Annotated in this window: 23 protein-coding genes; 6 read left to right on the forward strand and 17 right to left on the reverse strand. The window is 56.4% G+C overall.

Going from position 1 to position 22,228, the window contains the following annotated elements; all coding sequences use genetic code 11:
- Nucleotides 1-21: 21 nt before the first annotated feature.
- On the reverse strand, nucleotides 22-750 hold the full coding sequence (locus tag CQ018_RS10285; RefSeq protein WP_105549920.1) for a tyrosine-protein phosphatase: 729 nt from the start codon (nucleotides 748-750) through the stop codon (nucleotides 22-24).
- Between the two features lie 88 nt (nucleotides 751-838).
- Between CQ018_RS10285 and CQ018_RS10290 the strand changes: the two genes are divergently transcribed.
- Nucleotides 839-1,390 (forward strand): gluconokinase, encoded by a 552-nt coding sequence (locus CQ018_RS10290; protein ID WP_105549921.1) that lies wholly within the window; start codon nucleotides 839-841, stop codon nucleotides 1,388-1,390.
- A gap of 2 nt (nucleotides 1,391-1,392) precedes the next feature.
- Nucleotides 1,393-2,913 carry an SLC13 family permease gene (locus CQ018_RS10295; RefSeq protein WP_105549922.1) on the forward strand — a complete coding sequence of 507 codons (1,521 nt, stop codon included), beginning with the start codon at nucleotides 1,393-1,395 and terminating at the stop codon, nucleotides 2,911-2,913.
- Between the two features lie 232 nt (nucleotides 2,914-3,145).
- Here CQ018_RS10295 and CQ018_RS10300 read toward each other — a convergent pair whose 3' ends face one another.
- From CQ018_RS10300 to CQ018_RS10315, 4 genes are all read right to left on the reverse strand, one after another.
- Nucleotides 3,146-3,517, reverse strand: coding sequence for a DUF952 domain-containing protein (locus CQ018_RS10300; RefSeq protein WP_105549923.1), 372 nt, complete (start codon nucleotides 3,515-3,517; stop codon nucleotides 3,146-3,148).
- A 95-nt stretch (nucleotides 3,518-3,612) separates the two neighbouring features.
- Complete coding sequence (locus CQ018_RS10305) at nucleotides 3,613-4,062, reverse strand: tetratricopeptide repeat protein (protein WP_105549924.1); 450 nt, start codon at nucleotides 4,060-4,062, stop codon at nucleotides 3,613-3,615.
- A 6-nt stretch (nucleotides 4,063-4,068) separates the two neighbouring features.
- Nucleotides 4,069-4,827, reverse strand: coding sequence for a 4-hydroxy-tetrahydrodipicolinate reductase (gene dapB, locus CQ018_RS10310; protein ID WP_105549925.1), 759 nt, complete (start codon nucleotides 4,825-4,827; stop codon nucleotides 4,069-4,071).
- Nucleotides 4,828-4,983: 156 nt separating this feature from the next.
- The gene (locus tag CQ018_RS10315) at nucleotides 4,984-5,376 is read right to left on the reverse strand and encodes a MerR family transcriptional regulator (RefSeq protein ID WP_105549926.1); all 393 of its coding nucleotides are present in this window, start codon (nucleotides 5,374-5,376) and stop codon (nucleotides 4,984-4,986) included.
- 190 nt (nucleotides 5,377-5,566) lie between these two features.
- Here CQ018_RS10315 and CQ018_RS10320 point away from each other — a divergent pair, with 190 nt between their 5' ends.
- Both CQ018_RS10320 and nhaA read left to right on the forward strand, forming a co-directional pair.
- Nucleotides 5,567-7,090 (forward strand): SulP family inorganic anion transporter, encoded by a 1,524-nt coding sequence (locus CQ018_RS10320; RefSeq protein ID WP_105549927.1) that lies wholly within the window; start codon nucleotides 5,567-5,569, stop codon nucleotides 7,088-7,090.
- Between the two features lie 88 nt (nucleotides 7,091-7,178).
- Nucleotides 7,179-8,510, forward strand: coding sequence for a Na+/H+ antiporter NhaA (gene nhaA, locus CQ018_RS10325; protein WP_105549928.1), 1,332 nt, complete (start codon nucleotides 7,179-7,181; stop codon nucleotides 8,508-8,510).
- Between the two features lie 241 nt (nucleotides 8,511-8,751).
- Here the strand turns inward: nhaA and CQ018_RS10330 are convergent, their stop codons facing one another.
- From CQ018_RS10330 to CQ018_RS10360, 7 genes are read right to left on the reverse strand one after another with little or no spacing between them, the layout of a single operon-like run.
- Nucleotides 8,752-9,198, reverse strand: a complete 447-nt coding sequence (locus CQ018_RS10330) for a molybdenum cofactor biosynthesis protein MoaE (protein WP_105549929.1) — start codon at nucleotides 9,196-9,198, stop codon at nucleotides 8,752-8,754.
- The gene (locus CQ018_RS10335) at nucleotides 9,188-9,688 is read right to left on the reverse strand and encodes a molybdenum cofactor biosynthesis protein B (RefSeq protein WP_105549930.1); all 501 of its coding nucleotides are present in this window, start codon (nucleotides 9,686-9,688) and stop codon (nucleotides 9,188-9,190) included. The genes CQ018_RS10330 and CQ018_RS10335 overlap by 11 nt, the downstream gene beginning before the upstream one ends.
- Nucleotides 9,685-10,215 carry a cyclic pyranopterin monophosphate synthase MoaC gene (gene moaC, locus CQ018_RS10340; protein ID WP_105549931.1) on the reverse strand — a complete coding sequence of 177 codons (531 nt, stop codon included), beginning with the start codon at nucleotides 10,213-10,215 and terminating at the stop codon, nucleotides 9,685-9,687. The genes CQ018_RS10335 and moaC overlap by 4 nt, the downstream gene beginning before the upstream one ends.
- Complete coding sequence (gene glp, locus CQ018_RS10345; RefSeq protein WP_105549932.1) at nucleotides 10,212-11,468, reverse strand: gephyrin-like molybdotransferase Glp; 1,257 nt, start codon at nucleotides 11,466-11,468, stop codon at nucleotides 10,212-10,214. Before glp ends, moaC begins: the two co-directional genes overlap by 4 nt.
- A 39-nt stretch (nucleotides 11,469-11,507) precedes the next feature.
- Entirely contained in the window at nucleotides 11,508-12,329 is an 822-nt protein-coding gene (locus CQ018_RS10350; protein ID WP_258142554.1) for an ABC transporter permease, read from the reverse strand.
- The gene (modA, locus tag CQ018_RS10355) at nucleotides 12,326-13,060 is read right to left on the reverse strand and encodes a molybdate ABC transporter substrate-binding protein (protein WP_181149838.1); all 735 of its coding nucleotides are present in this window, start codon (nucleotides 13,058-13,060) and stop codon (nucleotides 12,326-12,328) included. The genes CQ018_RS10350 and modA overlap by 4 nt, the downstream gene beginning before the upstream one ends.
- A gap of 32 nt (nucleotides 13,061-13,092) precedes the next feature.
- Complete coding sequence (locus CQ018_RS10360; RefSeq protein ID WP_105549934.1) at nucleotides 13,093-13,491, reverse strand: molybdopterin-binding protein; 399 nt, start codon at nucleotides 13,489-13,491, stop codon at nucleotides 13,093-13,095.
- A 185-nt stretch (nucleotides 13,492-13,676) separates the two neighbouring features.
- Here CQ018_RS10360 and moaA point away from each other — a divergent pair, with 185 nt between their 5' ends.
- Together moaA and CQ018_RS10370 are read left to right on the forward strand one after the other, a co-directional pair.
- Complete coding sequence (moaA, locus tag CQ018_RS10365) at nucleotides 13,677-14,735, forward strand: GTP 3',8-cyclase MoaA (protein WP_105549935.1); 1,059 nt, start codon at nucleotides 13,677-13,679, stop codon at nucleotides 14,733-14,735.
- The gene (locus tag CQ018_RS10370; protein WP_105549936.1) at nucleotides 14,735-15,040 is read left to right on the forward strand and encodes a MoaD/ThiS family protein; all 306 of its coding nucleotides are present in this window, start codon (nucleotides 14,735-14,737) and stop codon (nucleotides 15,038-15,040) included. The genes moaA and CQ018_RS10370 overlap by 1 nt, the downstream gene beginning before the upstream one ends.
- A gap of 160 nt (nucleotides 15,041-15,200) precedes the next feature.
- On the opposite strand, the gene CQ018_RS10375 is transcribed toward CQ018_RS10370, so the two are convergent.
- From CQ018_RS10375 to CQ018_RS10395, 5 genes are all read right to left on the reverse strand, one after another.
- Entirely contained in the window at nucleotides 15,201-15,851 is a 651-nt protein-coding gene (locus CQ018_RS10375) for a hypothetical protein (protein ID WP_146111871.1), read from the reverse strand.
- A 304-nt stretch (nucleotides 15,852-16,155) separates the two neighbouring features.
- The gene (locus tag CQ018_RS10380; protein ID WP_105549938.1) at nucleotides 16,156-17,673 is read right to left on the reverse strand and encodes a sodium:alanine symporter family protein; all 1,518 of its coding nucleotides are present in this window, start codon (nucleotides 17,671-17,673) and stop codon (nucleotides 16,156-16,158) included.
- Between the two features lie 253 nt (nucleotides 17,674-17,926).
- Nucleotides 17,927-19,330, reverse strand: coding sequence for a pitrilysin family protein (locus CQ018_RS10385; RefSeq protein WP_258142556.1), 1,404 nt, complete (start codon nucleotides 19,328-19,330; stop codon nucleotides 17,927-17,929).
- Nucleotides 19,331-19,600: 270 nt separating this feature from the next.
- On the reverse strand, nucleotides 19,601-21,046 hold the full coding sequence (locus CQ018_RS10390) for an APC family permease (RefSeq protein WP_105549939.1): 1,446 nt from the start codon (nucleotides 21,044-21,046) through the stop codon (nucleotides 19,601-19,603).
- Between the two features lie 31 nt (nucleotides 21,047-21,077).
- Nucleotides 21,078-22,205 carry a P1 family peptidase gene (locus CQ018_RS10395; RefSeq protein WP_105549940.1) on the reverse strand — a complete coding sequence of 376 codons (1,128 nt, stop codon included), beginning with the start codon at nucleotides 22,203-22,205 and terminating at the stop codon, nucleotides 21,078-21,080.
- Nucleotides 22,206-22,228 lie beyond the last annotated feature (23 nt).

The raw sequence follows: 22,228 nt of genomic DNA on the forward strand, positions 1-22,228 counted from the left end.
ACGCGTTTCGGGCGAATTCAGCTAAACGTCGGTGAGCATTGAGCGCAATGATTCACGCGTGCTCCCCGATACCTTGAGGCTACTGAGAATATCTGTGGCCTCAGCGGCAACATCCCGCACGATTGCCAGCTTATCTACGAGCCAACCCTCGACTTCTTCAGAGGACCATCCTGCCTGTTGATCAACGGTCGGCGAGTGGTTTGCGGTCCCTGCCATGGCCCGCACAGATGCGGCGTAGTCGGCCGCGACGATTTCAGCAGGCACCCCGGCATGGCCCAAGAGCAACGTACAAATCATTCCCGTGCGATCACGTCCGGCACTGCAGTGGATGAGTGTTCCTGGACGGGCGCCTGCGATTGCTTCTAGGGCTGCGCGTACTAAATCCGGCTGGAGTCGCCAGTTGTGGCTCCAGTATTCCGGTGAGTCAAGGATCGGAAAGCAGACCCGTTGGAACTCGGTGTCCAGATGGTCCTCTGTTGGCACATTAAAGATCTCCAGATCATTGAATACGGTTTCAGGGACCTGCGGATCAGTATCTTGCGCTCCCACCTCATAGGAACAACGAAGATCGATCACCGAGGAAAGACCCCAGTCGCGCGCTGCGTCCCATCCGGCGATAGTGAGTCGTTCGCGGCGCGGTCCACGAGCGATTCTTCCCGGAACTGTCACTCCCCCAGTGGCATATGGTGTCGGTAAACCGCCCAGATCCCTCGCGTTAATGTACCCATCCCACGTCAAATCAGCACTCATCAAACCAGCGTAGAACAGTTAGTTGGTTCCACCAGCAAAGAACCTGACTACTACTGACTTTGGATCATTGCGGTGCCATTATGAGCATATGAGCGGCACAAGCAATGCAGCTGGGCACGATCCACGGGTATTGGTTCTCATGGGTGTCTCGGGGTGTGGGAAAACAACCGTTGCAGCATTACTTGCGGGCCGTTTCGGCTGGGAGTTCGAAGAGGGCGACTCGCTCCACCCAGCATCAAACGTTGAGAAGATGCATGCCGGACACCCGCTGACCGACGAAGACCGTTGGCCGTGGCTGGCCGAGGTTGCAGATTGGATCGAAGCGGAACTCGACTCAGGCAAACACGGAGTGATTACCTGTTCGGCGTTGAAACGTTCCTACCGCGAGGTACTGAACAGACGCGGAACCGGCGTTGAATTCGTCTACCTGGCAGGAACGCAACAACAGATCGCCGCACGCCTTGCAGCACGACAGGGCCACTTTATGCCAGCCAGCCTGTTGCAGAGCCAGTTCACCGACCTCGAAGAACCACAGGATGACGAGCCCGCCATCCGAGTCGATATCGGTCCGGCCCCGCGAAAAATCGTCCAATCCATCATCGATGCCTTGGGACTTGGAACTTCTAACCCTTTGGACTAAAAATGAATGCCTTCAGCCTGGGCGTCAGCATCCTTGCCGACGCAGCGTCCGACAAAATGCACGAACCTTGGGCCGCCCACGATACCCAAGTACTTATTGTTGCAGTCCTGGGTATCGCACTGGTGGTGGTACTCATCATCTGGGCCAAGATGCATGCATTCCTTGCCCTGACGATTGCCTCCCTACTCGTAGGAATTTTCTCTGGCATCCCGCTGGCGAATGTCACCAAGTCCTTTGAGACTGGTGTGGGCGGGGTGCTTGGATATGTTGGCGTGCTGATTGCCTTGGGTGCCATGCTGGGCAAATTGCTGGGGGATTCCGGTGGCGCGGATAAGATCGTTGACACGCTGCTGCATGGAAGCAAGGCCTCGTTACCGTGGAAGATGGCGTTGATCGCCGGCATCATTGGTATTCCCATGTTCTTCGAGGTCGGTCTGGTGCTGCTGGTTCCGGTCGTCATGCTTGCAGTCCACAGATCCAAGGGTCCGGCCATGTTGCTGGCGATCCCGGCATTAGCTGGTCTATCGGTGCTTCACGGCTTTATCCCACCGCATCCCGGCCCGGTCGCGGCTGTTGGCATCCTCAACGCAGATATTGGCATTACCTTGGCATTCGGCCTGATCGTTGCGGTGCCCACCGTGGCAATTTGTGGTCCGCTCTTCAGTCACTTGGCAGCGCATTGGGTTCCGATCGGCCCTGCCGGTGCTGGCCTGGCCTTCGTGGGTGGCGGAGCCACCGAAACCTCCAACGCGTCGACCGGCACCGGTACCGCAGCGCTCAAACCGGGTAAACATCTGGCCGGGGATGTAGTCGCACCGAAGTCTCCGGCCGGTGAGACTTCGGCCGACGCCAAGCGTGTGCCATCATTCGGTTGGACCCTTGTCACAGTGCTATCCCCGGTGTTCTTGATGTTGCTGCGCGCAGCAGCAGATTTGTGGGTTGAGCCAACCAGCCCGTCGTACAAGGTCCTGAACATCATCGGCGACCCGGTGGTTGCGTTGCTCATTGCAGTGCTACTAGCAATGGTTACCTTTGGCACCTCGGTGGGCTTCACGGCAAAGATGCTGGGCAAGAAAATCGGTGAGAGCCTGCTTCCCATTGTTGGAGTCATGCTCATTGTGGGTGCCGGAGGCGGCTTCAAGCAGGTTTTGGTTGATGGCGGCACCAGCACCGCAATCGGCAAGGTAGCCGTGGCGATGAGCCTTTCGGCGCTTGTCCTGGGTTGGATTGTGGCGGTGCTGATTCGTGTGGCAACCGGTTCGGCAACAGTAGCTACGGTTACCGCAGCGGGAATCGTTGCACCGCTTGCGGCGGGACTGCCTGCAACACAACTGGCCCTGGTGGTCTTGGCGGTGGGAGCTGGCTCGCTCTTCTTCTCCCACGTCAACGACGCGGGGTTCTGGCTGGTGAAGGAATACTTTGGTTTGACTATTTGGGAAACCATCAAGACATGGTCTGTCATGGAAACCCTCATTTCAGTCGTTGGGCTCCTGTGTGTGCTCTTGCTTTCGGTATTTGTCTGACCACATCAGGGACCTCGTTAGTGCACACGAGGCAGGGCCATCTTCGCCGAATAGCATGTTTCTTGTACTACGCGGTGCTCCGATTGATCCTTAAGCTTCGGGTCCAAGAAATACGGTGGTCGGCGTCAACAATGCGGGCACCGGGGCAAGCAACATCAAGATCGCTGTAGCTACCGGAAACCGAGCATCAGCTTTTTGTTCTTGATTTGGGCAGTTGTAAAAGTCAATGAAATCATCTTGGTTCGCTGTGGAGCGTCGGTGCAATCAATACGCCGTCAGCCATCTCTGCGGGGTAGGTTTTGCTGATCCATTCAGTGTGCAATGATCCGTAGAGATGTGGGTACGGCTCCCCGTTCCCGCCATCTTCCATCCGAATCTCAACACCTGCATTCGCAATCGCAGCGGCGTCCAGCTCTAAGACCACCAATCCATTGGTGAAATCCGCATAGATAAAGGCGGCAACCAGCGGAAGCTGCTCGGGCGACGAACAATGGATGAACCCAACATTTTCAAGCACGGCTCCGCGCGTTGACTGCGTGTATTCGCCGCTGGCTTGGGCACACTGCCAATGCTCGAGCTCGGCTAGGTGCAAGATTCGTGTCATTGATTCAGCATATAACTGTGGCCCCGAACGATCTGCACAGACGATTCGGGGCCACGGCCACAACAAACTGGTTCACACCTACCAGCAAATAATATTTACTTCTTGGTACTCGCTACGTAGAAACCAATGGCAGTTTTCATGGAATCGCGCGCTCGGCGGCGGTCCCCGGCAGCGTCATAGGCAAGAGCCAGTCGGTGCCAAGACTTCCAAGACTCGGGGTTGGCCTCAACCTCTTCCTTGTACTGCACGAAGTCCTCATCGGCGGCGGCCTTCACGATGCGGCCGGAGGGGGTACGCGGAAGGTTATCTTCCGGAAGCAAGCCCTCCGATTCCAGGATTCCTGCCATGGTTTGGGTGCGTGAGCCAAAGAGCACTTCACGGATCAGTATCCATACGCCAACCAAGGGGATGACCAACGCGGCAACGCCAATCACCTTGGCCAGCGGTTCGGCAGCGGTAATGAACCGCACAGCGGAGCCAAATGCCGCAACAAGATAGAAGACAAAAAGCAGCAGAATAGCGCCGACCCAGATTTTGGTTTTCATGCGGTTCTAGCGTCCCAACTCAAGGTATCCATCAAGGCCATAGGTAAGTCCCGGACGTGCCGCTACTTCGCGCAGACCCAACAGAACACCTGGCATGAAGGAGGCCCGGTCATAGGAGTCATGCCGTAGCGTCAGCTGCTCCCCTGCGCCGCCGAGCAATACTTCCTGGTGGGCTACTAGTCCGCGCAGACGTACCGAGTGCACGTGGATACCATCGACGTTTGCGCCGCGTGCGCCATCAATCTGCGTCTCGGTGGCATCTGGGCTTGGAGCCACACCTGCGGCCGCGCGTTCGGCGGCAATCAGTTCGGCGGTGCGTACCGCGGTACCCGAGGGTGCATCAACCTTGTTCGGGTGGTGCAGCTCGATGATCTCCACCGATTCAAAGTAGCGTGATGCAGTTGCCGCGAAGGCCGAGGCCAATACCGATCCCAACGCGAAGTTCGGGGCAATAAGCACACCAGTTTCCGGGTGTTCGGCAAGCAACGCGGTTAGCGATGCGCGCTTTTCATCATCCCAGCCGGTAGTGCCAACTACCGCATGAAGGCCGTTGGCTACCGCAAAGCGCACGTTTTCTTCGGTGCTTCCCGGAACCGAAAGGTCAACCACGTGGGTTGCCCCCGCCTCAAGAATGGTTTCTAGCTTGTCACCGCGGCCCAGCGCTGCAACAAGTTCCATATCGGTGGCGGCGCCAACTGCCTTGACAGCCTCGGCTCCCATACGTCCTGACGCGCCAATGACGGCGACTTTTAGTGGTGCACTCATGACTTCCAGCTTATCGGCTACTAGGACCAGTCATCGATTCGGTGACGGTTTTGGCTGGGGCTTGCCGCACAGCGTGACTTCTATAGCGAACAGAATACTCACCACACGCGTCCAAGGATGTGCACGTTGAGCCCGCTGGAGGCAAAAAATTACGGGTTATTTGGCGTGAAGTTCTTCAATGAACTTCTCGGCCCGCTGTAGATTCAACGCGAGTTTATCGCGTTTTTCGCCGGCTCTGGCGATAAATTCACCGAGCTTTGCCCGGGCTTCCGGGTTGCTCTTATTCAGGGCTAGGGTGTCGACGGTGTCCAGTAACTCGCCCATTTCTTCCAGACTGAAGCCCAGTGGTTTCATGGATCGAATCACCAGCATGCGCTGCAGATCGGTGGGGGTATAAACGCGAAAGCCTCCCTCGCTACGTGTACTAGCAGGAAGCAGGCCCACCTCATCGTAGTGACGGATGGTGCGCTGGGAAAGACCGGTGGCCTCGGATAGCTCGCCAATGTGCATTCTTGGCCCGGCAGTCATTGGCGGCGTGGACTTGGTCATGGTGTTGAATTCTCCTAGACTCCCAACTCTACCCTTACGTTAGGGTAGAGTTGGAATTGTTCAGTGCATCGCTGCGGCCATTCCTCGTCGCAGTCACAACTTGTACAGCGCAATACTGCGCGGACTCCAGCTGATTCTATGTACTTTAGCGCTCGAACGCCTCCTACCCAGATTCAGAACGGAGCCTTCAATGGCTACGAAAACCGCAGAAGGACACCTCATTCCCTCACCGGAGCAACGCCAGTCGGTCATTAACACCCTTAAATCCCCTAGGCTGCTCAAGATCGAGGTCCTCGCCGGGTTGGTGGTGGCGTTGGCCCTCATCCCCGAGGCAATCGCTTTTTCCATCATTGCCGGGGTCGATCCCCACATCGGACTGTTCGCCTCGTTCACCATGGCGGTGTCCATCGCTTTTCTCGGCGGCCGCCGGGCAATGGTTTCCGCCGCGACGGGCGCCATCGCGCTGGTCATTGCCCCGCTGGTGAAAAGCCATGGCGTTGACTACTTCATCGCAGCGGTGATCCTCGCTGGAATCTTCCAGGTTCTCCTCGCGCTGCTGGGCGTGGCTAAGCTCATGCGCTTCATTCCCCGGCAAGTCATGGTCGGGTTCGTCAATGCCTTGGCGATCTTGATCTTCATGTCCCAGGTACCCGAACTGATTGGCGTCCCCTGGCTTGTCTACCCATTGACCGCGCTGGGGCTGCTCATAGTCTTCGGGCTACCCAAAATCACCACGGCGGTTCCGGCCCCGTTGGTCGCCATCGTGGTGCTGACACTGATTGCTGTATTTGCGTCCCTGACCATTCCCACGGTCGGAGACAAGGGAGATTTGCCAGAAAGCCTGCCACACCTGTTTCTACCCAATGTTCCGCTGAACCTCGAGACCTTGCAAGTTCTCTTCCCCTACGCGTTGGCCATGGCCTTCGTCGGGTTGCTCGAGTCCCTGATGACCGCAAAACTCGTCGATGATGTCACCGACACCCACTCGAATAAGACCCGCGAATCTTGGGGGCAGGGCGTTGCAAACATCATTACCGGTTGCTTCGGCGGTATGGGCGGTTGCGCGATGATCGGCCAGACAATGATCAATGTCAAGGCCTCCGGTGCCCGCACCCGTATCTCAACGTTCCTGGCCGGGATATTCTTACTGATCTTGGTCGTCGCCTTGGGCGATATTGTGGCGCTGATCCCGATGGCAGCACTGGTATCCGTGATGATCTTTGTTTCCGTGGCAACCTTTGACTGGCACAGTATCAGGCCTTCCACCCTTCGCATGATGCCCAAGAGCGAAACCACTGTCATGCTCTTTACCGTCATCGTCACGGTCTGGACACACAATTTGGCACTCGGCGTTGGGGTCGGGGTACTCACAGCAATGGTCCTGTTCGCCAATCGAGTAGCCCATTTGGTCACCGTGGATCGATGCATCGAGGAACGCCTCGGTCAGAGAATTGCCACGTATGAAGTCAATGGTGAGCTCTTTTTCGCTTCCTCCAACGATCTTTTCATCCAATTCGATTATGCGAACGATCCAGATCGCATTGTGATCGATATGTACAACTCCCATCTCTGGGATGCCTCAACTATCGCGGCACTTGATGCAATCACAGCAAAATATCAGAAACACGGAAAAGTCGTTGAAATCCAAGGGTTAAATGCCGCAAGCCAGAAGATGCACGAACGAATGCGCGGAAAATTTGGGACCGAACACTAACTCGGTGCCGTAGGGTTAAACCTCTAGGTGCGCCGGGAAGTCTGGTCGGCAATGAAAATTGTCGAGCCCACCGTAAGGAGCCCACCTCATGGGCAGTTCTCCACCAACCAAACGTCCCCTGCTTGGCCTCGGTAGCCATGCCGAAGCACTGCGCATTGGTGAAATCCTCCGCAAAGAAACCATCGGCGGAGCCCTGCTGGTCATCAGCGCCGTGGTTGCGCTGATCTGGGCCAACTCACCGGCTTCCGAAAGCTACTTCGCCCTACGCGATTTCAAGATCGGCTACGAGCCATGGCAGTTGGAACTGAGCCTTGGCGCTTGGGCAGCCGACGGCCTGCTGGCGATCTTCTTCTTCCTCGTGGGCCTCGAACTCAAACGTGAAATTGTTGCAGGAGATCTCCGCCAGTTCAGCAAGGCAATCGTTCCTGTTGCAGCTGCCGTGGGTGGAGTCCTTGTCCCAGCACTGATTTATGCCACCATCAACTGGTCAAATCCGCAGACCATCTCCGGCTGGGCCATTCCCACGGCAACTGACATCGCCTTCGCCGTGGCGGTGCTGGCAGTGATCGGCTCGCACCTGCCCACGGCACTGCGAATCTTCCTGCTGACCCTTGCAGTTGTCGACGATCTGATGGCGATCACCATCATCGCGATCTTCTACACCAGCGAGATCAACACGACCGCCCTATTACTCACCGCTATCCCCTTTGCCCTCTATGCATTCCTTGCTCAGCGGTACCGGGCCTTCTTTAGTCTTAAACCAGCGGCGGCCTGGCTCATCTTGCTGCCACTGGGCTTCGCTACCTGGGCATTGCTGCATGCCTCAGGTATTCATGCGACGGTCGCCGGTGTGGCACTGGCCTTCACCATCCCGGTTCTGCACGGCACCAAGGGTGGGGCAACACCTCAGGGACCGGGTCTCGCCGAGCTCTTCGAACACCGTTTCCGCCCGCTCTCGGCCGGATTCGCGGTGCCGGTCTTTGCCTTCTTCTCCGCCGGCGTGGCGGTCGGCGGATTCCAGGGCTTAGTTGCTGCCCTGAGCGACCCGGTGGCCATTGGCATTATCCTGGCCTTAGTCCTTGGCAAGCCGGTCGGGATTCTTGCCGCAACCTGGCTGACCGCAAGGTTCACCAAGGCAACTTTGGATCCGACGCTGAAGTGGGTGGATCTGTTGGGTGTCAGCCTGCTGGCGGGCATTGGTTTCACCGTCTCGCTGCTGGTGGGTGAGCTCAGCTTTGGCTTGGGAAGCGCCGCAAATGACCACGCGAAGGTGGCCATCCTTGCAGCCTCCGTAATAGCGGCAGTTCTAGCAGCCATCCTGTTGGGCAGCCGAAACCGCAGGTACCGGACATTGAGCGCCGAGGAGGCCATCGATGCGGACTCCGATGGCATTCCGGATGTTTACCAGCAGGAACGCTAGTCGCATGCATTCAGTAGGTGTAGGACATTTGTAGGCTTCGGTGTTGCCGAAGTCAACAAATACAGCACCCATTCCTTCAGGCCTCAAGTGCTACCGCGCACTGCCCTACGCCCATGATTCGGCAGAATCCAACGCTCATGCTGCTAAGTCGCATCGCGCGGGTGTGTCCAAGCAAGTACGTAACTTCTCTGGTTCGTGACGATGTTTACGTGCTCTCTGTTGATCCGTAGGATTTAGCGTTCTAGGCGCTACCCACCCATTCGACCTCACCATCGGCGAAGAATTGTTCTTTCCACACGGGTACGTGAGCCTTCACGGTTTCCACGAGATCCCGGCAGGCATCAAAGGCTTGGCCACGGTGTGCGGCAGCGGCTGCGGCAATCAGTGCCGCGTCCCCGATCGCTAGGTCTCCCACCCGGTGGGCGGCCCAGAGTCGGGTTCCGGGATGGCGGCTTGCTACCTCGGCGACGAGTTCGCCGATACGTTCATTGGCACTGGGGTGTGCGCTGTAGCTGAGTTTGAGCACTTCGCGGCCGCCGTCGTGGTTGCGCACGATTCCGCCAAAGGTCACCACGGCACCGGTGTGATCCGATTCAACCGCATCCCAGGCGGTATTCGCATCGATGGGTGTTTCGCTCACCGCGGCAAAAACTATCTCACCGGGGGTGGTGCTTGGACTAGTGGCCATGGCGGCCTTCAATTTGATCGCAGATGTGCTCGATCAACGGGTCAAGAACGTTGAGTCCATCCATCACACCGGAAGGTGAGCCCGGAAGGTTCACAATGAAGGTTTCTCCAGCGACCCCGGCATGTCCGCGGCTCAGCGCGGCCAAGGGAGTGCTCACCCGTCCGGCGGCCCGCAGGGCTTCCATGATGCCCGGGATGGTGCGGTTCAGCAGTGGTTCGGTTTCTTCCGGGGTTGTATCATCCGGGTTCAGTCCGGTGCCGCCACTGGTAATGATGACTCGTGGTCCGGCAAGTAGCAGACCCTGTAGGGCCGCACCGACGCTGGGCCCGTCCGGAACGATGATGGGGTCTATGACATCAAAGTTGTGTTCTTGGAGCCAGTCCCCGATCACCGGTGCGCTTAGATCTTCATAGATACCTAGGGCAGCGCGGGTGGACGAGATGAGGATGGCCGCCTTGCGAGGGGCTCCGAGTGGTTCACAGGCGCTCATGCGCGAATTTCTCCTTGGGGCTTTTCAAGTTGTTGTGGGGCAATATTCCAAGACCCGGATTTTCCTCCGGACTTGGCCAAGACCCGCATGCCACCGATGCTTGCATGCTTATCAACGGCCTTGATCATGTCATATAAGGCAAGGGCAGCAGTGCTCACCGCGGTCAGTGCCTCCATTTCAACACCCGTCACGCCACGGGTTTTGACCGTTGCCAGGATACGCACCGATCCTGTGGGGTCTAATTCAAAGTCAATGACGACCTTGGAAATAGGCAGCGGATGGCAGAGCGGGATCAAGTCCGAGGTTTTCTTGGCTCCCATGATTCCGGCAATGCGGGCTACCGCCAGGGCATCTCCCTTGGGCATTCCCGCGGTGGAGATCAGCGAAAGGACCTCGGCGGTGCTGTGAAGTGTTGCTTCTGCCGTTGCCTCGCGGTTGGTTTCAATTTTGGCGCTGACATCCACCATGTGGGCGCTGCCGTCTTGACGCACGTGTGAGAGTGCACCGGGGGTATTTTCCTGGCTCATGAGCCATCTCCGATCACTAGTGTTTGAACAATTTGGCCTGCGGTGAGGCTTGTGGCTTGCTCATCAATGAGGATCACTGAATTGCTGGCCGCTAGGGCCGCAAGCAGGTGGGATGAGGCACCACCCAGCGGGGTGAAAGTCCCATCCTTATAGGTTCCGCGGCGCACCTGTAGTTTACCGGGCATAGATTCCATCGGCTCGGATAGGACAGCTTCAACCAGCACTCGGGGCGCCAAGCCGACGTGTTCGGCGAGCGCCGGGCGCAGGAAGATTTCGTAGCTGACATAGGCGCTAACCGGGTTGCCGGGGAAAGCAACGAAGGCAACAGGGTCGCAGCCGGGCAGGGCGAGGGTTCCGCTTCCTTGGGGGCCGCCTGGTTGCATGGCAACAGATCCAAAGCTGATGCCGTAGGTGGTGAGGACTTCTTTGACGACGTCGAAGGCTCCCTTGGAGATTCCTCCGCTGCTGATGACCAGGTCGTAGCGTAGCCAGCCGGTGGAGAGCGCTTCGATCAGGGATGTCGTGAACTGTTCCGGGGAGTCATCGAGTACCCCGACGTTAGTGACCGTGCATCCGGCTGCTTGCAGTGCGCTGGAAAGTAGCGTGGTGTTGGCGTCGTGTATTTGTCCGGGTTTCAGCTCTTGCCCGGGTGCCACTAGTTCGTCCCCAGTGGAGAGCAACAGTACGGAGGGCCGCTGGGTGACAGTGACCTCGTTGATTCCTAGTCCGGCGAGGATACCGAGGCTTGTGGGTCCTAAGCGGGCTCCTGCGGCTAAGACCGTCTCACCCTCGGCGATGTCACTTCCCTTGTACCGGATGAAGGAACCCGGGATGCCACCAAAGGGCAGCTGCACGGTGATGCCTGCTGCTATTTGGGTTGCTGTGGGGAAAGCATCTGGTGTTGCCGATTCGATGGGAATGACGGCGTTGGCTCCACACGGGATGGGGGCACCTGTCATGATGGGTGCCGCGTACCCTAATTTTAGATTTGGGGGTTCTTCACCGGCCGCGATGGCATCAGCGACCATCAGTGGGTCGTCATCTAGATCTTCGGTGTTTACCGCGTACCCGTCCATTTGGGAGTTATCCCAGGGTGGCAGTGAGCGTGGGGCTTTCACCGCTGCAGCGAGTTGTCGCCCGCGGGCGTTGCGTAGTTCTACTTTTTCGCTTCGTGGCTGTCCGAGTGCCTGATCAACTAGTTCTTTGATGATTTCTTGGTGCTCGGTGACGCTGCGGCGAAATGGTGAGGTCATGGCACCTATCCTAGGCTTGTTCGGCTGCCAGTTGCAGGATCATTTGTGGAAGATCCGGTTAACTCCTCCGCCGGCTGCGATCAAGACCAGTAAGTAGATGGCAATGAGCATGAGTGCTATGCCTAGTGCTGCTTGTGGGTCGTTGGAGTTCAGTGCCAGTTCGATCTGTAGTGGCATGGTGCGGGTTCGTCCCTCAACGGAGCCGGCAAAGGTGATGGTTGCCCCGTACTCCCCCAAAGCTCGCGCGAAAGCCAACAGAGTTCCAACAATGATTCCCGGTGCTGCCAAGGGAAGGGTGATGTGGCGCAGGATTTGTCCGGAGTTCGCTCCGGCGTTGGCTGCCGAGAGTTCAAGATCTGCGCTCACCGATTCAATACTGCTCAGCGCCGCCACAACAAAGAATGGCAGTGAGACGAAGACCTGTACGAGCACCACGGCGCTGGGGGTAAAGCCAATGCCCATGCCCACGTTCTCTAGCAGGCTGCCAATCATCCCACGGCGTCCCCAGAAGTAAATCAGCGCGAGGCCGGAGACCACCGGCGAGAGCACCAACGGGATCACCAGGATGGCCCGCATGATCTGCAATAACGGTCCATTGATCCGTGAGAGCAGTACAGCAAGGGGTAACCCGAGGACTAAGCAGATCAGGGTCGAGATTCCGGCCGTGCCTAGTGATAACCACAGGGAGGTAAAGATTTCTGGTTGTGAAAAGACACTACCTAGCTCACTCCAGGGCATGGCAATCATCAGGGCGATCAGCGGACCACCCAGAATGAACAACGCTAAAAGCCCCGGGAACCACAACCAACTAGGTGTGGTGGCGGTGCGCAGCCGGGGCGAGTAATGCCTTCGATCACTCACGGAGTATCGAAACCAGCCTTCTTCAAGATGGCTTTCGCATCTTCTGTGTGCAGCCACTGCGCGAAGTCACTAGCCGCGCCGCTGGCGTCCTTGTTCACCAATAAGGGATACGTATTAGGTTCTACGCCTTCTAGCGCAAAACCTTGAACTTTCCCGTTAGTGCTTGCCACATCGGTTGCATAGACAAAACCGGTGTCGGCCTGGTGACTGGTGATCTTTGTGAGTACCGAACGCACATCAACTTCTTCGGTAAATACCCCGGTGAAGTCTGGATGAGCCGCAAGATACGTTGCAGCTGCTCGCCCACAGGGAACCGCGGGAGCACACAGTGCAACCGTCTTGTCACCGGGGATACCAGCAATATCCTTGATTTCCGACTCTGTGGTGACCGCCAAGACTAGATGGTTAACGGCAATATCTTGTGGAGTCTCGTACTCTTCGGGACGCTCCAAGGCCTTGATCGATTGCGTATCGGCGGTCACCAAAAGTGCGGGCTTCTCCCCACCATTGATTTGAGCCACCAATTTCGATGAAGCCCCAAAGTTCAAAGAGACCTGAAAGTCGGGATCATGGGTGGCGTTATAAGCCTGCACAAGTTCCGGAGCCACATCCGTTAGGGACGCCGCGGCAAAGAAATCAAAACTAGTCTCTACTGGCTCGGATGAGCCGCCGACCGGAGACTCCACCCCCACGGAACATCCTGCCAAGGCAAGCCCTACAATCAAACCCATAGTGCCTGTTACTACACGAAATCGAACCTTGCTCATGATTGCCTCGTCTCGATAACAACGTTTGTTGATTTGATAACAGCGGTAGCCAGCACCCCAGGTTTGAGTCCCAGCTCCTCGACGGCCTCGGTACTCATGAGAGAGACCACCCGAAAAGGACCGGCCTGCATCTCAACCTGAGACATCACCGGATCACTACGAACCTCGGTTACCAACCCCACGAACTTATTCCGCGCGGAGCTAGCAACGCTTCCCTCCGGTTGTGGAGCCTTGGCCCGCTCACGCAGCCACAAGGCAAGTTCGGCACCATCAATCCGTAACGGACCATGCCCCGGATCCACTGCCGAAAGCTGCCCATCGGCAACCAGACGCCGTACGGTGTCGTCACTGACACCAATCAATGCCGCAGCCTCAGAAATACGCAAAACCGTCATTACATGACCATAAAGCATTGCATCTGCGAATATCCACTAAATTTTCTACCGCAAACACAAAACCCAAAATACGGCCGGTAATTCGTCCGGCCGCATAGCACCACCCAAAGCCCAGCAGACTGGTCTACGCTCAATATATGGCGACGAACACAACACCCCCAGTCACAACGACCGTCAGCCTCCCCATGCCCACGATCTTGCAACCAGCGCCCAAAGACGCACCAGGACTCAGCGACAAGTTCGGGCGGCAAGCAACAGATCTACGCATCTCGCTGATCGACAAATGCAACCTTCGCTGCACCTATTGCATGCCAGCAGACGGCCTCGCGTGGCTCCCCAAGGATCGATTGCTCACTCTGGAAGAAATCACCAGAATTGTTCGCATCGGTGTTCGAGACTTAGGCATCCGCGAACTACGCCTCACCGGCGGAGAACCGCTGGTACGCGTGGACCTGGCCCAAATCATCGCTTCGGTTCGCAACGAATTCCCCGAACTACCCATCTCCTTGACCACCAACGGTGTGGGACTGGCGAAAAAAGCCCAAGCGCTCGCCGATGCCGGTTTGAGCCGCATCAACGTTTCCTTGGATACCTTGCATTCGGATACCTACGCAACACTGACTCGTAGGAACCAGATTGATTCTGTTTTCGCCGGTATTGATGCTGCCTTGGCCGCCAAGCTGACCCCGGTGAAAATCAACGCTGTACTGATGCGTGGGATCAATGATGAGCAAGCACCCGAGCTCTTGGCCTGGGCTCTGGAACGTGGGCTTGAATTACGTTTCATTGAACAGATGCCCCTGGATGCCGACCACACGTGGCGCAAGGACAATATGGTCACCGCGGCCCAGCTGCGTGAATATCTTGGACAGCGTTTCGTCCTGAGTCCAGACACCCGTCCACGCGCTGGTGCACCGGCCGAACGTTTCCTCGTTTCGAACCTTGGGGAACCAGAGAAGATTCTTGGAACCGTTGGCATTATTGCTTCGGTCTCCGAACCTTTCTGTGCCGATTGCCTACGCACCCGTATCACCGCGGAAGGTAAGGTCATGAGTTGTCTCTTCTCGCGTGAGGAGACGGATCTTTCGGCGTTGCTGCGCGATGGTAGCGATGATGCGGCGATTGCAGAACGCTGGCGTGCAGCCATGTGGGGTAAGCCTCGGGCACACGGGATGGATCATGTGGGGCTGGGCTCCAAAGACTTTGTACAATCGGATCGCTCCATGAGCGCCATCGGAGGATAATGCGCATTCGCTACTTTGCGGCGGCGGCAGCTGCCGCAGGCACCAAAGAAGAACAGTTCGATCTTGCCGACCTTGCCGGCACCCAGGGGCCTGTGACACTAGGACAGGTCCTTGAAGCACTCTCTGCTCGTGAACCGGCTGCGGAACCAGTTTCAAGCGGTGTGCTGGTGCGTCGTGCTACTTCTTTGGCAACGGTTCTTAGCCGCTGCAGCTTCCTGATCAACGGAACTAGCGTGCAGGACCACGAACACATTCTTGCAGCAACCGATGAACTCGATATCCTTCCGCCGTTCGCTGGCGGATAGGAAGTCGGGTCCTGCCAAGACAATAGAACGGGGATGCCGAGAAGTCTTCTTTGCCAATCACGGTCCGTAGGCTGAGGATGATTTGCGTGCTTTCCAACGATGCTTTTTGGCACTTAAAATTCGGTCAGCTGAATACTAGCGGCCCTTTCTAAAACACCCTCTAGGATGACTCAGATATTTCATAGTCAACGAGAAAGAGTTCGTGCTGCATAAAGCCATGCTTGTTGCGCTGACCGGTTTCTTGTGTCTCGAAAGCAGCAAAAGCGTTGTTCCAAATCTGCTTCCTTCGAGCTGCCGTGATTCTCTTCTTACCAGTTTGTCCTACTGCAGCAAGTAGAAAATTGCTAAAAAGGCGAACGAAATCAGAAGTGCTCACAGGCATTTTAGATAGAACGATGTCGCAGTCTGTCCCCACAATTTTTCGCCAGTCTTCGAGCCCAAGATAAGAGTCGCAAGCTGCAACTATCAGCACGTCAGTTTTAAACTTAACGCTGTCTGCAATCTCACTCAGATATGTTCTCCCAAGTCCGCTAGGAGTCCGAGCAATCCGCCATTCACCGTCTTCGTTATAACCACCATGACCATCAACAATTGTCATGAACGGACGATCAGCCGTTGAATTCATTGTCCGAAACGATTCGAGTAGCTGTTCGGAAGATTCAGGCAGTAGCGTTTCTGAAATTTCCAGAAGAATCCGACCATTTCCGGGCGAATGCAAGCCCCTCACAAATCCTTCAATTGCCGTTACAGCATTCCTCGTCAGCGTATCCGCTCCATAATTAATAACTGCAATCTGATGTCGTTGGCTCACACAAGTACGCTACCTCACCTATTCAACATATTTTGATTTCAAGAAGCCCTTGTTGAGACATGCTGACAGATCACCGCAAAGAAGATAAACCATAGCCTGACAGGGACTTCTATAATCAGAACAGCCAACTTTGTCCATAATTCGAGTTGTTGCCCGGTCATGGGTCGCGATGAAATCGCAAAAGCGGCTTGGATTCCAAAAGTTGATTCTTTGGAATCCAAGCCGCTTCTGATTTGGAACGGTCATACTCGTTTTGTTGGGTGCCACCAACGGGTAGTGGCAATCCAACAAACGTTTCTAATACTTAGACGCGATCTGTTTCTTTTTCCATGGCAAGGCGCGACTTGCGGGACATGTGGCTGGTGCCGCGAACGTCGCCGGCCTTCCACTCTTCCCAACCGTCCTGATCCTTCATGAATGCCTCAATCTCGTCCTTGGTGGCTTCGAGCTTCGGGTCATGCTTCAGGTACCAGCGGGTTTCGCGAACGATCAGACCCGAGAGGATCAACAGACCCACAAGGTTCGGCAATGCCATCAGGCCGTTCATCATGTCCGAGAAGTTCCATACAGCGGTCAGTTCGGTGGTGCAGCCTACGTATACAACCAAGGCGAAGACAACACGGAACGGCATAACTGCCTTGCGTCCAATCAGACGCTCAATGTTGCGCTCACCGTAGTAGCACCAGCCCAGGATGGTGGAGAAGGCGAACATAACCAAACCAATGGTCACGATCCAGTGTCCCCATTCACCCGGCAGGCCGAAGGTGAAGGCGTGGCCGGTCATCAGCGAAGCCTTGATCTGCTCACCGGTGTCCGGGTCAATGTAGTTCCAAGCGCCGGTGGTGATGATGACCAGGCCGGTGAAGGAAACCACGATGATGGTGTCAATGAAGGTCTGGGTCATGGAGACCAAGCCCTGGCGTACCGGGTGGGAGGTCTGTGCTGCGGCGGCTGCGATAGCTGCCGAGCCCATGCCCGATTCGTTGGAGAAGATACCGCGAGCAACACCGAACTGAACGGCGATGATAATGGCCGAGCCGGCGAAACCGCCAACTGCCGAGGTGCCGGTGAAGGCTTCGGAGAAGATCTGACCGAAGGCTGCAGGAACCTGACCGATGTTGGCGAGCAGGATGTAGAGAGCTGCACCGACGTAGAAGATGATCATGACCGGAACGAAAGCTGCGGTGACCTTACCGATTGACTTGATGCCACCAACCAGAACAATCATCGACAGCACGGTGAGAACCAGACCGGTGGTCCAGGTCGGAACGCTGAAGGAGTTTTCCAGGTTGGCTGCAATCGAGTTGCCCTGGGTCATGTTGCCGATACCGAAGCAGGCGATGGTTGCAGCAACCGCGAAGAAGAGAGCAAGGAACTTGCCCAGTGGGCCCTTGATGCCGCGTTCCAGGTAGTACTGCGGACCACCTGACTTTTCACCGGCGGTATCGGTACCGCGGTAGCGCACACCCAAGAATGCCTCGGAGTACTTGGCTGCCATACCTACCAGGCCGGTAACCCACATCCAGAACAGTGCGCCCGGTCCACCGATGCCGATGGCCGTTGCCACGCCGACGATGTTACCGGTACCGACAGTTGCCGCGAGGGCCGTGGTCAGTGCCTGGAACTGGGAAATGTCGCCTTCGGAGCCGGCGTCCTTACGCTTGAGGATACCTAGGCGCAGTGAGACGCCAAGCTTGATGAACTGAATGCCACCAAGACGGATGGTCAGGTAGAGGCCGGTGCCAAGCAGCAACGGAATCAGGATGAATGGTCCCCAGATGACGCTACTGATGTCCCCGAAGAGTGTTGCGAGATTATCCATAGTTATGGTTCCCAAATCTTCTCGTGCGGTGCGAATAAACTGCGACGGTGATCGACGTCACAAGATAAACATACTATGCGACGATCCGGCCCCATGTGAGCCCACGCACAAGATCCGAAAGTCGCCGAAAGGATGAACGGAGTCATTTTCGCGATTAACGGTTAAAAACGTCTCGATTATGACGCAAAAGGCCGCTAGCGCTCCCCTAGTGGGGAAAGTTAGCGGCCTTTTGAAGACGAACTATTTTGGGGATTTACATGCCAAACTCTGCGGCCGAATCAAACGGACCCACCACGGTGATCGTGCGCGGACGCGAAACCAGCAGAGCTGCAAGCTCCTTGACCTGATCGGCGGTGACAGCCTTGACGCGCTCGAGCGACTCATCGATGTCGTGGAAGACACCGGTGACCAGCTCGGCACGGCCCAGACGCGACATGCGTGATCCCGGATCTTCAAGCGCAAGCACCATTCCGCCGGAAAGCTGACCAACTGCTTTGCACAGCTCTTCATCGGTGATGCCGTGCTCGGCAAGCTTCTCAAGCTCGGAGGCAAGCAGCTTGATGACCCGTTCGGTCTTGGCAGGTGCACACCCTGCGTACATGCCAAAGTAACCGGCATCCGAGTAGGCTGCGGAGAACGAGTAGGTGGAGTAGACAAGTCCGCGCTTCTCGCGAATCTCCTGGAAGAGGCGTGAGGACATGCCGCCACCCAGGATGGCGTTCAGCACGCTCATTACATGGCGGCGCTCATCGGTGGCCACGATGCCGGGGCAGCCCATGATGATGTTGACCTGCTCTACGGGGCGGCGAATAACCTCAATGCGCTCCGAGCCGGTGATCTCTACAGGAACAGTGGAGCGACGCTCAACCGGGCTTGCGCCTTCCTTCAGTTCCCAACCGGCCTCGGTGAGTGCCTTCAGGACCAGCTCGCAGACCACGTCATGGTCAAGGGAGCCTGCTGCGGTGATGACAATTTCATCCGGGGTGTAGAAACGCTGGTAGTGCTCCCAAACCGATTCACGGCTAATGCCGGTAATTGCTTCCGGGGTGCCACCGATCGGACGGCCCAGTGCGTGCTCGCCAAGAACAGCTTCAACAAAGCGCTCGTGCGCAACGTCCCCCGGATCATCCGCATCCATGGCGATCTCTTCGAGGATCACGTCGCGTTCTTGCTCGAGCTCATTTGGATCAATCACTGCAGAGGTGATCATGTCCGCAATGACGTCAATGGCCATCGGCAGATCGGTGTCCAGCACGCGAGCGAAGTAGCAGGTGCTTTCCTTGGCGGTTGCCGCGTTGGATTCGCCGCCTACCTCGTCAAAGGCGGAGGCGATTTCCATGGCGGTGCGGCGCTTGGTGCCCTTGAACAATAGGTGTTCAAGGAAGTGGGTGGAGCCGTGCTGGCCATCCTGCTCATCACGTGAACCCACACCCACCCAGAAGCCAATGGTTGCCGAACGCTGACCGGGCATGGCCTCGGTCAGTACACGAACACCACCGGGGAGTACCGAACGGCGCACGAGTGCGCCACCAGCCTCACCATGGATGATGGTCGGGTCTCCCGCCTCGATGGGGGCGGCGGTACCGGTAGCACCGCGCTCCCCTGCCTTAGCAGGGGTTACTCCAACACCGTTGAGCGGCAGGGGAATCATAACCACAGAAAATGTCCTTTACAGTCCATTGAAAATTTGGGGAATTTCGCGCGAACGAGTGCGCGAAACGCATTAATCTATTCTTCCACAGTGGTGGTGAAACCCTAGCGGGCTATGAGAGGTCTCTCATTCAGGTTTCCAACGAATTCGAGGAACCAAACGCATGTATCAGACGACCTCCTTGGCAATAAGGCAGCCAGCGTGGTGGTCATCCCTGTTGATCCGATGACCAGCACGCTGGCGTGTTCCCCATTTCAAGCTATTCCGCCATGCGACTCAGCTTCTCGTTGTCATCTCCACGCCCTTCTTATCTCGGCGTTGAACATGCCTCGAACGGAGCATCCCCAGGACGAATACAAGGAATGGGATGGTACCTAACAGGATGCTCAGAGTCAGGCTGCTACCGGTGACGAGCGTGAAATTTGCCAGCACCAATACTAGGCTCATGCTCAATCCTGCCAATGCCAGTATTGGCACGATAAGCGTTTTCGCTGTGTTCCCGCCCTGTTTTCCAGGTCCACGCCGGAAGAAGACAATGACTGCCAATGTTGTGGTCCATAAGAGAATGACCATTCCAACCGTTGCGACTCCAGCCATGGATCCAAACACACCAACCAGTGGATCAACGTTAAAAATGGCGAATACCGCAAGAAGAATCAAGGCCGTGCCAGTCTGAACGATCGAAGAGCGCGCCGGAGATTTGTGGTGTGGATGGATCGAGTCCAGCCATGCCGGCAAATGCCCTTTTCTAGATAGAGCCAATTGGTAACGGGTGATGACGTTATGGAAAGACAGAACACATGCAAATAGACTTGTCAGCAACAAGATATTGACGATATCTCGCCCCATGGTCCCAAGGTACGCAGCAGTCGTATCAAGGAGCATGTTTGCTTCTCCATCAAGTGTTTGTCTCGCTACATCACCAACCTGCGCTGGACCGATGGCCACGACAAACATCCAGCAAGTGAACGCATAGAACGCACCAATCAGGAACACAGCAATATAGGTGGCACGTGGAATCGTCCGACTTGGGTCCCTCGCTTCATCACGGAATATTGCTGCGGCTTCAAAACCAATGAACCCTGTCAGCGCAAACAACACTGCCACACCCAGCGAACCAGAGGTAAAAGTGGACGGCTCGAATGAAGCAAGTGACAGGCCTTCCGGGCCAGGGTTTGCAAGGATGGACAGGTTCAGAATCAACACAACGCCGATTTCAAGTACTAGCGCGACACCTAAGACTTTCGCGCTCAAATCAATGTGCCGATACCCCAGCGCTGCAACTATCAATAGCGTCAAAAGCGAATACAGAGGCCAAGGAATCTCCGGCCCGCCGTAAAAACGAACAGTATCGTCAACCGCCCACCCAATGTATCCATAAATCCCGGCCTGAATGGCGGTGTAGGAAACCAGCGCCACAAACGCGATGCCCAGGCCTGCCCGACGCCCAAGTCCTTCGGTCACGTATGAATAGAATGCGCCAGCTTCTCGGACGTGAGGCGTCATAGCAACGAAACCTACGCTAAAAAGCAAGAGAACAAGCGCAGCAATGAGGAATCCGACCGGTGCCCCGGCTCCGTTGCCCAAGCCCATCCCTAAAGGCATATTGCCACCGATGACGGTCAGCGGTGCCGCTGCGGCGACAACCATAAAGACAATAGCGGTGGGTCCCAATTTTCCGGCAAGCCGTGCCGCGGGCTTGGCGTCAGTACTTTCCAACATGTTCACTCCGTTGTGTTGTGCGGATGACGATTTAGGTATCTACGTTCATTGCCTTGCGTAAAAGTGCGTGGTCAATTGCGTGTGCGGTGACTCCATGAGGACCGACAGTGGTTTCTGCAGCCACAAGACAATTGACAATTGCTTCCTCCGTCGCTTCCACCGTCAGGTCAAAGAGCCTTGTCATAAGCTGCGGAGCGACCATTCGCACCGGGATTTCGGGTTCGTCGACTCGATGATTCTCGTCCCATGCATAGGGTGGGATGTTTCGGTTTCCGGTTGAGAATGCGATGATCAAATCTCCGCTATATTGCTCCCCAGTTCCGCCCATGCGGCCAATGGCCAAGGCCGCACGCTGGGCGAGCCTCGTACATTGGTGTGGCAGCAAAGGTGCATCGGTTGCTACCACGACAACAATTGAGCCAGACCCTCTCTCAAAGCGTTGAGAGTGCTCAGGGACTGGTATTATTTCTGCGCCAATCCGCTCACCAACGGGTACTCCGTTAATCCGCAGCCGTTCTCGACGACCGTAATTCGACTGGACTAGAATCCCGACCGTATAACTCCCCTGAGTGGTATCCATGGTGCGGGAAGAAGTGCCAATACCGCCTTTGAAGTCGTGGCAGATCATTCCGGTACCGCCACCAACCGCACCCTCTTGGACTGGTCCGGTTGTGGCGCCGGCCAGAGCTTCGGCAACGTGTTTTGCCGTCACGTGATGACCATTGATGTCGCTGAGCAAACCATCATAGGTTTCGGCCACCACCGGCAAACTCCAGTAGAGCCCCTCTCCCCGTGCTTCGACTTGAGCTCTCACCATCGCGTCTCGTACAACGCCTACACTGTGTGTATTTGTCAGGGCTATGGCCGAGGTCAGTTCGCCGGATTCACGGATCCACTCCAACCCTGTCATTTCGCCGCTGCCGTTGAGGCGATGAGCGCCAGCGAAGACGGGCTCGTTCCATATTTGATCGTACGGAACAATCACTGTCACGCCGGTATTAACCGGGGAGGCACCAGGCTCGTCGCGTTGGATGGTTACCTGCCCAACTTTGAGCCCTGGTACGTCGGTAATTGAGTTGTGCTCCCCCGTGGGATGTTCACCAATCACGATGCCCAGTTCACGAGCTCGTATGGGTTTGACTGCAATTCTTTTCAACATGTTAAAAGAATGGCCTACGTCAC

This window comes from Arthrobacter sp. MYb227, assembly GCF_002975435.1.
GTDB lineage: Bacteria > Actinomycetota > Actinomycetes > Actinomycetales > Micrococcaceae > Paeniglutamicibacter.

Bases quoted from the DNA above. Each gene is read 5' to 3' on its own strand.
- CQ018_RS10395 (WP_105549940.1), bottom strand. From the start codon at position 22,205: ATGTTGAAAAGAATTGCAGTCAAACCCATACGAGCTCGTGAACTGGGC.
- CQ018_RS10330 (WP_105549929.1), bottom strand. From the start codon at position 9,198: ATGGCCACTAGTCCAAGCACCACCCCCGGTGAGATAGTTTTTGCCGCG.
- CQ018_RS10315 (WP_105549926.1), bottom strand. From the start codon at position 5,376: ATGACCAAGTCCACGCCGCCAATGACTGCCGGGCCAAGAATGCACATT.
- nhaA (WP_105549928.1), top strand. From the start codon at position 7,179: ATGGGCAGTTCTCCACCAACCAAACGTCCCCTGCTTGGCCTCGGTAGC.
- CQ018_RS10335 (WP_105549930.1), bottom strand. From the start codon at position 9,688: ATGAGCGCCTGTGAACCACTCGGAGCCCCTCGCAAGGCGGCCATCCTC.
- moaC (WP_105549931.1), bottom strand. From the start codon at position 10,215: ATGAGCCAGGAAAATACCCCCGGTGCACTCTCACACGTGCGTCAAGAC.
- CQ018_RS10285 (WP_105549920.1), bottom strand. From the start codon at position 750: ATGAGTGCTGATTTGACGTGGGATGGGTACATTAACGCGAGGGATCTG.
- CQ018_RS10320 (WP_105549927.1), top strand. From the start codon at position 5,567: ATGGCTACGAAAACCGCAGAAGGACACCTCATTCCCTCACCGGAGCAA.
- CQ018_RS10295 (WP_105549922.1), top strand. From the start codon at position 1,393: ATGAATGCCTTCAGCCTGGGCGTCAGCATCCTTGCCGACGCAGCGTCC.
- glp (WP_105549932.1), bottom strand. From the start codon at position 11,468: ATGACCTCACCATTTCGCCGCAGCGTCACCGAGCACCAAGAAATCATC.
- dapB (WP_105549925.1), bottom strand. From the start codon at position 4,827: ATGAGTGCACCACTAAAAGTCGCCGTCATTGGCGCGTCAGGACGTATG.
- CQ018_RS10290 (WP_105549921.1), top strand. From the start codon at position 839: ATGAGCGGCACAAGCAATGCAGCTGGGCACGATCCACGGGTATTGGTT.
- CQ018_RS10370 (WP_105549936.1), top strand. From the start codon at position 14,735: ATGCGCATTCGCTACTTTGCGGCGGCGGCAGCTGCCGCAGGCACCAAA.
- CQ018_RS10360 (WP_105549934.1), bottom strand. From the start codon at position 13,491: ATGACGGTTTTGCGTATTTCTGAGGCTGCGGCATTGATTGGTGTCAGT.
- CQ018_RS10390 (WP_105549939.1), bottom strand. From the start codon at position 21,046: ATGTTGGAAAGTACTGACGCCAAGCCCGCGGCACGGCTTGCCGGAAAA.
- CQ018_RS10305 (WP_105549924.1), bottom strand. From the start codon at position 4,062: ATGAAAACCAAAATCTGGGTCGGCGCTATTCTGCTGCTTTTTGTCTTC.
- modA (WP_181149838.1), bottom strand. From the start codon at position 13,060: ATGGGTTTGATTGTAGGGCTTGCCTTGGCAGGATGTTCCGTGGGGGTG.
- moaA (WP_105549935.1), top strand. From the start codon at position 13,677: ATGCCCACGATCTTGCAACCAGCGCCCAAAGACGCACCAGGACTCAGC.
- CQ018_RS10300 (WP_105549923.1), bottom strand. From the start codon at position 3,517: ATGACACGAATCTTGCACCTAGCCGAGCTCGAGCATTGGCAGTGTGCC.
- CQ018_RS10380 (WP_105549938.1), bottom strand. From the start codon at position 17,673: ATGGATAATCTCGCAACACTCTTCGGGGACATCAGTAGCGTCATCTGG.